Raw genomic sequence first — 12,089 nt, 5'->3', positions numbered from 1 at the left:
ACTCAGGAGAAGCTGCTATGACATGGCGTGGCGAAGCAACAATTCGAGATAGAATTTTTTCGGTTTTACCTTATTTACTTCCCTTGATGTATGGGTTAGAGTTTGGTCGTTACTTATTTGTACAATTTCCCATACTGACTATTATTCTGATTCCGCTAGCCCCTTTGATGTCAATCTACCAGATCCCGTTTGCGAGTTTAGTGATTTTCTTTGCACTTTATTTGCTGGTGGTGCGAAATGAAAATATTCCTCACTTCATCCGCTTTAACGCGATGCAAGCGATTTTGATTGACATTATTATTGTTTTGTGCAGTATAATCTTGGGCGTTTTAGGCGGCGGACTCCAAGGCTTTATCCTACAGACGATCTACAATATGCTATTTTTGGGCGTTTTAGCCGCAGTGATGTATTCAGTGGTGCAGTCACTCCGGGGACAATATGCTGAGATACCAACCATCTCGGATGCAGTCTATATGCAGGTTCGGTGAACGATCGCGGACTAATCTTTGATCAGTCTTTGTTTGTTGTAGAATTGAAAAGTTCCTTGCTTCTAATTTTAGAAGCCTGATAGCCCATGAGGAGATTTTCTCAGTGAAAGATTTTGTTTACGAAACGATGTATATTCTGCGTCCTGACCTGATCGATGAACAAGTTGATGTTGCGATCGCTAAATATCGAGATTTGTTACAAGAACAGGGGGGAGAGAATATTCAGGTTCAAAATTTAGGTAAGCGTCGTCTGGCTTATGAGATTAACAATCATCGCGAAGGCGTTTATGTTCAGATGAACTATGAAGGCCCTGGTAGTCAAATTGCGGTGATGGAGAGGGCAATGCGGATCAGTGATGATGTTATTCGTTATCTGACCACAAAGCAACCTGCAACTCCGGTAGAGATGCCAGCAGCCGTTGAACTGCCAGAAGTGGAAGTTGCTGAACCCGCATAGGGATAGATGTAGGGAGTTTGCTGTTAGAATACAACGGCAGGCTCTCTGAAAACGGGATGAGTATCTTTTTTGCGATCGCAGTGATTTATCTTAATTGATTGTGATCAACATAAGTGAAAGTTGTAACTTGCTAACTTGCACCTCTCAAAAAATCTGGTATTTTAGCTTCTGCGGCGAGAAGCCACACATCTGAAAACGAAGTGTCAGTGTGAGATGAATCGCCGACAAGATCTCTAACTTCTCGGCAATTCCCTTATAATCAAGTACATTCGCTCTAAGTTGTTCAATGAGAAACGTAGCAAAAGTCAGACTATACCCAACGGATGACCAGAAACAAGCCCTTGCAAAAGCGTTTGGCTCTGTACGTTGGGTGTGGAATTACTGTCTAGAGCTAAACAACCAAGCCTACAAAGAAACAGGTAAGGGTATCTCAGGAATGCAGCTAAAAAAGCAACTACCAATCCTTAAGAAGAAAGAAGAAACAGCCTGGTTGAAAGAAACTTATTCACAGTGCTTACAGCAGTCTGTCTTGAATCTTTCTAGAGCTTTTGTGAACTTCTTTGAAGGTCGGGCTAAATTTCCCCGGTTCAAGAGTCGTCATGGAAAACAGTCAATTCAATATCCTCAAAACGTCAAGATTATTGAAAACTATTTGAGTTTCCCTGTGATTGGCAAGATTAAAGCAAATATTCACAGAACCTTTGACGGGAACATTAAAACAGTTACAATAACTAAGACTCAAACAGAAAAGTATTATGCTTCTATTGTGTTTGAGAATGAGGATATTGAACCCCAGATTTCTGCTCAGGGTAAAGCTATAGGGTTAGACTTGGGACTGACTCACTTCCTAATTACAAGTGAGGGGTCTAAATATGATAATCCTCGTCATTTCAAGAAGCATGAACACAACTTAAAACGGAAACAACAGAAGTTATCCCGCAAGCAAAAAGCATCTAACTCTAGGAATAAAGCACGTAGGTTAGTAGCAAGAGCGCATGAGAAGATCAGCAACGCAAGGCAAGATTTTTTGCATAAATTGTCTCGCCAAATTGTCAACGAGAACCAAGTGATAATTGCTGAAAATCTCAACGTAAAGGGCATGGTACGCAACCATAATTTAGCCAAAGCAATAAGCGATTGTGGTTGGGGAATGTTCTTAAACTTTGTTGACTACAAAGCTAAACGGGACGGAAAGACCTTTCTGGAGATCTATCGGTTTTTCCCATCCTCAAAGACTTGTAATGTTTGCCTGAATGTTGTAGAAAGTTTGCCGCTTGATATTCGTCAATGGGAATGCAATAATTGTCACGCCCAACATGATCGTGATATCAACGCCGCGATCAATATTCGAGACGAAGGATTACGAGTCATCGCGGGGCGTATAAACTGCGCGGGAGACCCACGCAGACAGCCCCGAAGCCTCTGGGACGGGGGCGACTGCCAGTGGAGGAGGTGTAAGACGAAGTCTTCGCAGCGATCGGAGCTTGCATCCGAGAGAACGAAGACCAGTCAGAGGGCGTAAATCTTCTGTACGGCAACTTCCGATCAATGAACAATCTGTTGATGCTTCGACCTAGACTGTTCAAGAAACTGGAAGCCCACGTCAGAAAGCGAAGCTATGCCGTGGGTAGTTCACTTTGTTATGAGGGCGTGATTTCATTTGGAGCTTGATTCTAGAAATCGTTCTGAATGAAAGGTAGCACAAGCCAATGCTAAGTTCAGGGTCAAGTGAAAAACAGATTTATAGCTGGCATGATGATGTTTGAGTCTGTTTCTCCGTTGCGGCTTGTGAAGATATTTAAAACACGTATGCCATAAAATCTACAGGAGCAATCAGTCATCGTGAGTCAATCTAACAAACCCACTCAACAAGATCTACAAGCTGAAATTACTCGTCTGAATGAAGAGTTGAAAATGCGCGATCAGCTTGTTCAACAACTTTCTCAAGAACTGTTTCGGTTAGTCAAGGGAAATACTGGCTTGATGCCGACTCCGGAACTTTCCGAACACCAACAAGTTCAAATGAGATCCCTGCGAGAACAACTGCAAGATGTTGAACAACAGGTGAAGTTTTATCAAGAGCAAATTTCTGAGCGAGATGGCGAAGTTTATCAACTGCGTCAGTCTGTTCAGGAATTAACGGATCGTTCTCGAATGCTGGAACAAGTGGTTCAAGAACTCCCGGGTGTCTATCGTCAAAAGTTCTCAGAACGTCTCCAAGAAGTAATGGAGAAAGTGGAAACATTGCAACGGGAAAACCGTCAACTCCACGCTGAACTGCAAAGCGTTAGCTACCGTCTGGCTCAAAAGAATCGTCGTCCTACGGGTTTGGATCTTCCCAGTTTTCCAGGAGGACAGCCTGGATCTTCTGTTGATTTTCCCAGCTTTAAGAACGCTTGAAACCTGTTAATTCTATCCGAATTGCTTGAGTCTGGGGATAGAGCATTTACAATCATACAAAAAATTAACTCCTGCTGTCAATGTTGATCTTGCAGGAGTTTTTTAATGGGAAAATAACCACAAAGGCACAAAGGCACAAAGTCTGGAAGATTGTTCTCTTTGTGTCTGGTGTGTCGAGCGTGTTTTTTCTTCTTTCTCTTTTTAATACAGCAAAAATATAACTCCTGCTGCCAATCGTAAAATTGCAGGAGTTTGTTCAATTTCTCCTATTGGGACTTGGAAACCGTAGGGAAAGGTGAGAGTGAACCCTTATGCGGAAAGCAGTTCGGTGTCAGTTGAGAAGACAGCTTCTAATTGATCAAAGATTTCAAAGACTCGATCGAGTTGGGTGATCTCAAAAATCAGTTTAACGGTAGCGGAAGGATGACAAAGAACTAAACGACATCCTAATCTCCGAGCGGATTTGAGAGCTGTTACCAATGCACCTAAGCCGGAACTGTCGATAAACTCGACTTCTGCTAAATCAATAATCCACAGTTGAGGCGGTTCGGGTGGAATGGCGAGTACCTGTTGCTTAAGCGCGTTACCGCCTTGCAAGTCCAGCCGTGGCTCTGGCTGAAGTAGGATATGCTGTTGACATTCTGCTAATTTCATAACTATCACTCCCCAAAGATTATCTTTTGTTTCCCATTCACCTTACTCTGTTTTTGACCAGGTGATTCTGATAAAAGTTTCAGTATCCTGAAAACGGACTGTTCCAGAAGGCTAGTATTGATCAGTCTATTCTACTCGGGAGGACAGATTCCCGTCATCAAGATAATATAGAAGTATAAAGCTTTGCAAAAAAACATGAAGGCAGCATTGAATGTCTTTTGAGATTGTATCACTGGAAACAATTCAGGAAATTGCCCACCAGTACGGCTACTGGGCTGTTTTCCTGGGAATTGCCTTAGAAAATGCCGGAATTCCTCTGCCTGGAGAAACGATCACTCTGGTGGGTGGTTTCCTCGCAGGGAGTGGTGAACTGGACTATTGGTTTGTTCTCGGTTGTGCGATCGCCGGAGCAATACTCGGGGACAATTTTGGGTATTGGATCGGTCGCTGGGGAGGTTGGCCGTTTTTGCTGAGTATCGGTAAACTCTTTCGGGTTAACGAAGCCAAACTTACAAAAGTCAGAAGCCAATTTAGTGAAAACGCCGCCAAAGCGGTATTTTTAGGGCGGTTTGTCGCATTATTGCGAATTTTTGCAGGGCCGATGGCGGGTATCGCTCGAATGCCTTATTGGAAGTTTTTGCTTTGTAATGCCGCAGGTGCGGCAACTTGGGCTTCTGTTATGGTGAGTTTATCGTTTTTTGTGGGTCAAGTTGTTCCCCTTGAACAATTGGTGGCTTGGGTAGCACAATTTGCGGTGATTGCTTTAATTTTGGTTGTGGCTTGGGTGGTGATTCCGATTTGGTGGGAATCTCGCCAAGCAGATAGTCTGTGATCGATTTGAGCTTTAATATCAATTTTTACTGACAACAAAAGAGGGCAGAGGGAAGAGTAATTTTTCCAGCCAGTTGCGTTCTATTTCCCCCTGCCCATTATTTGTAGTAATCTTTGAGTAAACTCATATCAATTACACGCGCACTCGTGGCTTTCTCGCCCCAACTGAAGAACCTGCGATCGCAGCAACTAAACCGAATAAAGAACCCAGTAAGAATGACCAAGCGGCTTTAGCACTATTAGCAGCAAAGTTTTGAAGATCTTGGGCGGTGAAATTAGGAGCTTGATTTGGAATATCGGCGCCACCGGGTTGTTGAACTTGGTTGATGGCTTCGCCTGCGTTAGAAGCAAGGATACCAAAGGCTCCAGAGACTCCTCTAGTCAGAAGCCATGTACTCAGAGCTAAGGTAGTAGCCCATAAAATTGCACCGTTTAACATGGCTGTTTTACTATTCATCGGGCCACACATTTGAGCCATGACCCATCCACCGATGAATAAAGAAATCAGTAAACTAATAATTGACCAAATTCCAACTCCAGTCCCGACATTACCCGCCGATGCTCCGTTTGCACCTGCTGTCAGTCCGATCGCACTTCCTAAAGCACTTAATACCAGTTGAGAAGCGATCGCAACTACAATACCTGAGAAAATCGAACCCCAATGCACGCGATCATGGTAATCGACTAAGGCTTCTGTTGTTCTAGATTGTATAAGTGGATCTTCTGTTCTGTAAGCCATTATTTATCCTCGACTTTGTAAAAATCTGATCAGTGTTGTTCATTAGTAAGGATTCTATTCAATCAAGTTCATCTTTACTATCTACCTTAAGGTTATTAAATTAATTTTTGATCTCATTCTTTAGATAGAAATTGGTATTTTATTGAGCTGGGAAGAAGTCAAAATAATAATACTTTCGATTGATTAGGATTAGGAATCAGTCATTGAAAAGAATCAATCTGCCTTAGAGGTTCTGCTTACCACAACATATGATTGAGAAAATTACGAAAGAGTTTGAGTTCATCGGGTTCTTGATAATTTTGAGGTAATAAATCTAAAAGAGCAGCTTGCAACGTTTCTAACACAATTTGTATATCTTTGGGTTGAGGTCGATTGATTTTGGGAAACCTAAGCGGTTCACCAAAACGCAGAGTAAGTTCTTTGTATAAATAAAGGTTTTTGGTGCCAATAATTCCCACAGGAAGAATCGGAACTCCTGTTTTCAAAGCGTAGATCACTGTTCCCCGTTTTAGAGGCAAAAATAACTCTCCTTCTTGAAATCCTAATCGACCTTCAGGAAACATAATAATGCCTTGATTTTGGGCAAAAATTCTCTGTACAATTCGATCTAAACGTCGTAAACTTTGGATAGAGTTTCCTTTAGGAACTTCTTGTTCAATGGCTGCGGCTAACTCGGTTAAATGTTCTTCTCCGGCTTTCGCTGCTTCTAACACTGCAAGTTCTTCTTTCCAAATGCGTTCAATCGGAATGGTTCCGCCACTGTAGCGCAAAAAGACCCGTTTCCAAAATTTATTATAAAGGGTGCGAGCATCTCCTAAAATATAATAATAAGGTTGATAGGGAATTTCTGATAAAATTAAGAAGGGATCGATATGGCTGAGGTGATTGGGTGCGATGATAACAGGCTGTGAGGAAAGTCGATCTAAATGCTCAACTTTAACACGAAATAGACTACGAATCACAGTGCGAATACACAACCAACGTATCCAACCTCGTCGTTTTAAATCAGACTTTTCTTGAGTTAAAGCTTCGGTTTGAGTTAATGATTTTTGAACAATGCCTTCTGCATTCAGCAAACGGGCTGCTTCTAACCCTTCTCGGGCGCGTTTAATCGTCTCTGGTGTTAAGGGAGGTAATACAAACGGTTGATTGTTTGACCGAGATTGAAAAGGAATATTGCTATTCATGTAACAGAATGCGAGAATAGAGGAGTAGTTGTCTCGCAGTTTAAATGATCAGGTTGGAAAGTGAAATTAATCGTCAATATGTTTGTCAACTGTCACAGCCTGTTCATGCTGAAAGTGAATGTAGATTAGCACAAAATAAAAAAGTTGAGTAGACTTTTAATAAACTGTCACAGAAGTTGAGAAGGTCGTTGATGTAAATTTTTGAGTGCTTCTTTTAAATCTGCTGTTAGATTTTTTGTGGCATTTTTCATCGAATTCTGTTGATACTCTCGAACATTTAAAGGAGAACCAATATTCACCCAAACTTTGCACCCCATTGGGAGCGGGGCGGGATGTTGATAATAGATACTAACCGGAACAATGTTTAAACGCAAATCAGATTGATTAGAAATGGCTTGTAGGGCAATTCTAGCAACTCCGGGCTGAATTTGATCAATTGGATTATCAGGAATAATATGTCCTTCTGGAAATAAGACCAGAACATTTTGATTTTGCAGTAGTTCAATACTGTAGCGAATACTGGATGTTCCAGGGCGATCGCGATCAATGGGAAACCCCCCCAAACGACGCACAAACCAACCTTGTATTCCCTGAGTTTGTTCTAATAAAACCATGTAACGAAGATCTCGACCTATTACCTTTCGCCCGGCGGCATAGGCTAAAATAATCGGGTCCCAACGGGATCGATGAGTTGGGGCTAAAATCACCGCCCCTTCCTTGGGTAAATGTTCCTGTCCGTGAACCTCAATTCTGCCAAAAAAAACAGGTAAAACAAAAGTGGAAAGTAGAAAGTAAGTCAGAGGAGTCAGCCAAGGTGAAATCTCTGACTCTATCCCCATTGCGTTTGTCTCGGAGGCGATCTCAGACATGAATTCCTCCAAAAGTTTTGAGGGTTGTTAAAATAAGCCGCTATAACGTTCTTCAGCCCAAGGTTCGCCCCGTTTATGATAGCCGTTGCGTTCCCAAAATCCTAACGCTTCAACGTTAAGAAACTCTAAACCATTAATCCATTTTGCACTTTTCCAAGCATATAAATGAGGAACCACTAAACGCAATGGGCCACCATGATCGGCGCTTAAGGGTTGATCAAACAGGGTATGGGCGAAAAAGTTTTCTTCTCGGAGGAAGTCTTCTAGGGCGATATTGGTGGTGTAGCCTCCATAGCAATGTTCCATGATATGAACCGCTTTTGGATCGACTTCAACCTGTTTCATAAAGTCGGTGACTTTAATTCCTCGCCATTTGACATCGAGTTTTGACCAACGAGTAACGCAGTGAAAATCAGCCGTAAATTCACTCTGGGGCATTGCCATGATATCAGACCATGTGAAGGTCTTGGGTGTGGCTGAACCCCAAACTTTAAATTCCCAGTCTTCTGTGGAAATTTCCGGCGTTTCTCCGTAGCTAAGGACAGGAAAACCATTAGCTAGGTACTGACCCGGAGGAACGCGATCGCTTTGTTCTGATTCGGGCTTTTGAAAAAATTTGCCTAGCATTGCTTTGACTCAATAGCAATCTTGATGCACTGTTCAGTATATCGCACCTAGAACGCAACAACGACTATGGAACATTAAGCTGTCAATTTGGTCAACGGATGTGATTGCATATGTGTCACAACTGAACTTCTACTGCATAAATATGACAAATCATCAGTAATTTACTATACTGTGATCGATGTAATGTTAAGAAATAAAAACGATGACTTCACAATTCATTATCCCTCTAGTGATTTGCTGTCTAGCCGTTTGGATCAGTTTGGGCGATCCGCTAGGAACCCCTGAAGAACTTCCCCGTCTGCTGGCGTCTATCGTGGGTGTGGTATGCGGAATTTGGTTTTTTGTTGCCGCCCCTTGGGTACTGCAACTCAGTTTCACAGTGATGCTTCTTTTCTCCAGCAATTTTTTCCTCAGAGACGGTTTTAGGTTAAGATAGCCACTGTATAGATCGCAGAGGATATTAAGATTGGGTGCAGTTTCAGGTTAGAATTGCTAAGTTAGGTTGGCATTCGCGACTTTTTCAGCGTTTTATTGGTTTATTTGTTATTGTTATTGGGGCAACTGGGTGTCAATCTCAACTGAAAGTTGCCGAGTCTCAACGCAGTCAACAAGGAATGGTGGTTTCTGCTGATCCGTTGGCGAGTGAAGCAGGAGTTGAGATGCTAAAACTGGGCGGTAACGCCGTTGATGCGGCTGTTGCGACAACGTTTGCTATCTCTGTGGTTGAACCGTTTTCTGCGGGAATTGGAGGGGGTGGGTTTTTGTTAGTTGGTTTTCCTCCGACGACTCCACAAGCGGAGGAAGCCTACAATATCCAAACCCTAGATTTTCGGGAACGGGCGCCGAAAGCCGCCACACGGGATATGTATCTCGATGAAGCCGGAAAGGTTAAACCGAGATCGAGTTTAGATGGACATCTCGCCGCAGGTACACCGGGAACGGTTGCAGGACTTTATACTGTACATCAATATTATGGAAAATTGCCCTGGGCGACGGTGGTTGAACCTGCTATTCGGTTAGCAGAAGACGGATTTATTGTTAATGATTATTTTGTCAGTTCTGTTAAGCGGCGTCAAGAGGTAATTAATAATAATCCCGCAGCTAAAGCGATTTTTACTCGCAATGGGGAATGGTATCAGCCCGGAGAGTTACTCATTCAACAAGATTTAGCAGCAACGTTAACAAAAATTGCTGAAAATCCGAACAGTTTTTATCGGGGAGAAATTGCTAGAGCGATCGCCGCAGATATGGCAAAAAATGGCGGTTTAATGACTGTAGAGGATTTAAAAGCTTATACTCCCATTTGGCGTAAACCGATTTGTGGAGAATTTCGGGAAACTCAAGTTTGTTCGATGCCTCCTCCTTCTTCGGGAGGTGTACATTTAATTCAGATTCTCAATATTATCGGGGATACTAACTTAAAAGCTTGGGGAAGACAACACCCAGACACGTTACATTTGTTAGCCGAAGCGATGCGAATTGCTTATGCAGATCGGGCGACTTATTTGGGCGATCCTGATTTTGTGACGGTACCTGCACGGGGTTTAACGAGTTTAGCCTATGCTGCCGAACAACGTCAAGCAATTAATAACAAGAAAGCCAGACTTTCAACAGAGGTGAAACCTGTTGATCAAGCGACTTTAAAGCGTTATATTTGGGAGTCTCCCGAAACGAGTCATTTAACAGTTGTCGATAATCAACGCAATGTTGTTAGTTTAACGTTTACTATTAATGGTAGTTTTGGGGCGGGTGTGGTTGCAGAAGGGACGGGAATTGTTTTAAATAATGAGATGGATGATTTTGCAGTGGCGCCCGGTGTTCCGAATTTGTTTGGGTTAGTGGGTGGAGAAGCCAATGCGATCGCCCCGTTGAAAACACCGTTATCAAGTATGAGTCCAACTATTGTCACGAAAGATGGAAAGTTGGTGATGGCGGGAGGTTCACCGGGAGGAAGTACGATTATTACTACATCGTTGCAACTGGTGTTAAATGTGGTTGAGTTTGGGATGAATGCGGGTGAGGCGGTATCTGAACCCCGAATACATCATCAATGGCTACCGGATCGGTTAATGGTTGAAAAGGGGAGAATGAACCCGGAAACGTTGGATGAGTTGCGGCGTCGGGGACATAATATTATTGAAAGGGACGGTTGGGGTAATTCTAATTTAATTCGAGTGACGGGAAATGGGATGTTAGAAGGCGCTGCCGATCCGAGACGAGAAGGGGCGGCTATTGGGCTTGAAAATTAAAAATTTATGGGAATTTAAAAACCCGGTTTCTTCAAGAAACCGGGTTTTTGGGATGTATAGTAATATTGTAGGTTGGGTTGAGAAAACCCAACAAAGTTGTATAGTAATATTGTAGGTTGGGTTGAGAAAACCCAACAAAGCCCGATCAGAAACCCGTCAATTCAAAGGCAGGTTCAAGAATAAAATATCCGTCAACAGCAGATGATTCCGGTAACGCTGCGACTCCTTTTTCAAATTCAGAGGGTTTCATTTGATAATTTTTTAACAGTTCGTATTGAGAGACATAGCCTTCAAAAACATCGCTCCGAGCCATTAGTTTTCGCAGGGCTGGAATGACCAGGGTTTTCTCTTTTTCTAAACCAATACCAACATTTTGATTAAGGCCAGATTTACCTTTTCTCAAAAGACCTTTAGAATACCAAAATTCGTTAATATGATTGCGTCTCAATTCCTCAATCCAAAACAGCCCTTTCTCATCTTTATATGCAAAATCCAACCATTTTGTTAGCTCTAAAACTAAAACATCATCAACAAAATCAGTTGCTATAAAACGTTGGGGATACTCTCCAATCAGAAGTGATTTTGCGACTCTACGAGCTTGAGTTTGCCAAAATAAGTTCATTTCCTCAATTTCTTTTAAAGCAATTTCAAGCATTCCTAATTCAGCCGTACATCTTGCATGAGCCAATGCTGTTAGCGAAAAATATTCCTCATTAGCCATCGCTATCTCAATTGTATTAGAGTGGGATAAAAGCTCCTGATAGCGCATATTAATCTCACCCAGTTTTTTGCGGGAATCGTGCAGAATTGTATGGCGATGTTCAACCGGAATATTATCGTCGGCTTTTAACAGTTCTTTGAGAGCATAAAAAAGCTGTGCGCGTTCGGAAGTTTCTAGAAAAGATTTTATTTCCTTAACGTCTTTTTGGATTTCTTGCAGCCTGTTATCGATTGCGTTTAGTCGGTTATAAAGAACAGCAAAACTAACACAACTAACCGTTAAATTCAAACCCGATAAAATTGTTGTACCTGTTGCAATCTGAAGAACTTGTTGGGTCATCTGTGAAAGTGAATTAACCTGACCCGACAACTCAAATAATTGATCGGTGTTCAATTGAGCAATTTCTTTAATTTGTCGAGTTTCTCCTTTGACTTGTTCAAGTTGAACATTGCCAACAATTCCAGAAATTAAATTAAGCCCTGAAACAAGCGCTGTACCTGTTGTCATCTTAAGAAGTTGTTGAGTCATCTGTGAAAGTGAATTAACCTGACCCGACAACCCAAATAGTTGAGCATTAGCAGCAATTCCAGAAATTAAATTAAGCCCTGAAACAGCAGCACCGACAGGGTTGAGTGGAGATGTTACTAAATGTCGAACAATTTGACCTGCATTTTCTGTTCCCGCAGCCCAACGAATTACACCGCCATAATCCTTGTACTTTCCAGTTATTAAACCCATAATAACTTCTGGGGGAATTGATCGAACAACCGTCCATCCTGGAATGACCATGTTTGTTAACCTCTAGAACTGAACCCATTATTCATCCAAAATCCTGCTCAAAAAAATAATTTAGCTTGATTAGGATTC

At 42.2% G+C, this 12,089-nt stretch carries 13 protein-coding genes; 7 read left to right on the top strand and 6 right to left on the bottom strand.

What is annotated here, in order from left to right:
* The first annotated feature begins 17 nt into the window (after nucleotides 1-17).
* The 4 genes from VB836_RS15495 (at nucleotide 18) to VB836_RS15480 (ending at nucleotide 3,345) form a co-directional block, all read left to right on the top strand.
* Nucleotides 18-488, top strand: coding sequence for a Tic20 family protein (locus VB836_RS15495; protein WP_323220440.1), 471 nt, complete (start codon nucleotides 18-20; stop codon nucleotides 486-488).
* Nucleotides 489-591: 103 nt separating this feature from the next.
* Nucleotides 592-945 (top strand): 30S ribosomal protein S6, encoded by a 354-nt coding sequence (gene rpsF / locus VB836_RS15490; RefSeq protein WP_323220438.1) that lies wholly within the window; start codon nucleotides 592-594, stop codon nucleotides 943-945.
* 286 nt (nucleotides 946-1,231) lie between these two features.
* Complete coding sequence (locus VB836_RS15485; RefSeq protein ID WP_323220436.1) at nucleotides 1,232-2,467, top strand: RNA-guided endonuclease InsQ/TnpB family protein; 1,236 nt, start codon at nucleotides 1,232-1,234, stop codon at nucleotides 2,465-2,467.
* A gap of 320 nt (nucleotides 2,468-2,787) precedes the next feature.
* The gene (locus VB836_RS15480) at nucleotides 2,788-3,345 is read left to right on the top strand and encodes an Npun_F5560 family protein (RefSeq protein WP_323220434.1); all 558 of its coding nucleotides are present in this window, start codon (nucleotides 2,788-2,790) and stop codon (nucleotides 3,343-3,345) included.
* A 309-nt stretch (nucleotides 3,346-3,654) separates the two neighbouring features.
* On the opposite strand, the gene VB836_RS15475 is transcribed toward VB836_RS15480, so the two are convergent.
* The gene (locus tag VB836_RS15475) at nucleotides 3,655-3,999 is read right to left on the bottom strand and encodes an STAS domain-containing protein (RefSeq protein ID WP_323220432.1); all 345 of its coding nucleotides are present in this window, start codon (nucleotides 3,997-3,999) and stop codon (nucleotides 3,655-3,657) included.
* 211 nt (nucleotides 4,000-4,210) lie between these two features.
* Between VB836_RS15475 and VB836_RS15470 the strand changes: the two genes are divergently transcribed.
* Nucleotides 4,211-4,831 (top strand): DedA family protein, encoded by a 621-nt coding sequence (locus VB836_RS15470; protein WP_323220430.1) that lies wholly within the window; start codon nucleotides 4,211-4,213, stop codon nucleotides 4,829-4,831.
* A gap of 132 nt (nucleotides 4,832-4,963) precedes the next feature.
* On the opposite strand, the gene VB836_RS15465 is transcribed toward VB836_RS15470, so the two are convergent.
* The 4 genes from VB836_RS15465 to VB836_RS15450 all read right to left on the bottom strand — a co-directional run bounded on the left by VB836_RS15465 (nucleotide 4,964) and on the right by VB836_RS15450 (nucleotide 8,252).
* Entirely contained in the window at nucleotides 4,964-5,569 is a 606-nt protein-coding gene (locus tag VB836_RS15465) for a hypothetical protein (RefSeq protein WP_323220428.1), read from the bottom strand.
* 236 nt (nucleotides 5,570-5,805) lie between these two features.
* On the bottom strand, nucleotides 5,806-6,756 hold the full coding sequence (locus VB836_RS15460; RefSeq protein WP_323220426.1) for a lysophospholipid acyltransferase family protein: 951 nt from the start codon (nucleotides 6,754-6,756) through the stop codon (nucleotides 5,806-5,808).
* A 167-nt stretch (nucleotides 6,757-6,923) separates the two neighbouring features.
* A complete protein-coding gene (locus VB836_RS15455) occupies nucleotides 6,924-7,625 on the bottom strand; it encodes a lysophospholipid acyltransferase family protein (RefSeq protein WP_323220424.1) in 702 nt (233 codons plus the stop codon).
* A 27-nt stretch (nucleotides 7,626-7,652) separates the two neighbouring features.
* Nucleotides 7,653-8,252 (bottom strand): sulfite oxidase-like oxidoreductase, encoded by a 600-nt coding sequence (locus VB836_RS15450; protein ID WP_323220422.1) that lies wholly within the window; start codon nucleotides 8,250-8,252, stop codon nucleotides 7,653-7,655.
* A gap of 202 nt (nucleotides 8,253-8,454) precedes the next feature.
* On the opposite strand from VB836_RS15450, the gene VB836_RS15445 reads away from it, so the two are divergent.
* Nucleotides 8,455-8,688: a hypothetical protein gene (locus VB836_RS15445; protein WP_323220420.1), complete on the top strand. Its 234-nt coding sequence runs from the start codon at nucleotides 8,455-8,457 to the stop codon at nucleotides 8,686-8,688.
* 34 nt (nucleotides 8,689-8,722) lie between these two features.
* Nucleotides 8,723-10,501, top strand: a complete 1,779-nt coding sequence (gene ggt, locus VB836_RS15440) for a gamma-glutamyltransferase (RefSeq protein ID WP_323220418.1) — start codon at nucleotides 8,723-8,725, stop codon at nucleotides 10,499-10,501.
* Between the two features lie 145 nt (nucleotides 10,502-10,646).
* Here ggt and VB836_RS15435 read toward each other — a convergent pair whose 3' ends face one another.
* Entirely contained in the window at nucleotides 10,647-12,011 is a 1,365-nt protein-coding gene (locus VB836_RS15435; RefSeq protein ID WP_323220416.1) for a hypothetical protein, read from the bottom strand.
* Nucleotides 12,012-12,089: the final 78 nt, after the last annotated feature.

Origin of the sequence: Limnoraphis robusta BA-68 BA1, assembly GCF_034932365.1 — a bacterium.
In the GTDB taxonomy this organism is placed as follows: Bacteria; Cyanobacteriota; Cyanobacteriia; order Cyanobacteriales; family Microcoleaceae; genus Capilliphycus; species Capilliphycus robustus.
The sequence above is the reverse complement of the archived record's forward strand: the minus strand, read 5'-3'. Positions and strand labels throughout refer to the sequence as shown.

Coding starts and splice junctions, on each gene's coding strand:
- VB836_RS15475 (WP_323220432.1), bottom strand. CDS start 3,999: ATGAAATTAGCAGAATGTCAACAGCATATCCTACTTCAGCCAGAGCCA.
- VB836_RS15465 (WP_323220428.1), bottom strand. CDS start 5,569: ATGGCTTACAGAACAGAAGATCCACTTATACAATCTAGAACAACAGAA.
- VB836_RS15435 (WP_323220416.1), bottom strand. CDS start 12,011: ATGGTCATTCCAGGATGGACGGTTGTTCGATCAATTCCCCCAGAAGTT.
- VB836_RS15470 (WP_323220430.1), top strand. CDS start 4,211: ATGTCTTTTGAGATTGTATCACTGGAAACAATTCAGGAAATTGCCCAC.
- VB836_RS15450 (WP_323220422.1), bottom strand. CDS start 8,252: ATGCTAGGCAAATTTTTTCAAAAGCCCGAATCAGAACAAAGCGATCGC.
- VB836_RS15460 (WP_323220426.1), bottom strand. CDS start 6,756: ATGAATAGCAATATTCCTTTTCAATCTCGGTCAAACAATCAACCGTTT.
- VB836_RS15445 (WP_323220420.1), top strand. CDS start 8,455: ATGACTTCACAATTCATTATCCCTCTAGTGATTTGCTGTCTAGCCGTT.
- VB836_RS15485 (WP_323220436.1), top strand. CDS start 1,232: ATGAGAAACGTAGCAAAAGTCAGACTATACCCAACGGATGACCAGAAA.
- VB836_RS15455 (WP_323220424.1), bottom strand. CDS start 7,625: ATGTCTGAGATCGCCTCCGAGACAAACGCAATGGGGATAGAGTCAGAG.
- VB836_RS15495 (WP_323220440.1), top strand. CDS start 18: ATGACATGGCGTGGCGAAGCAACAATTCGAGATAGAATTTTTTCGGTT.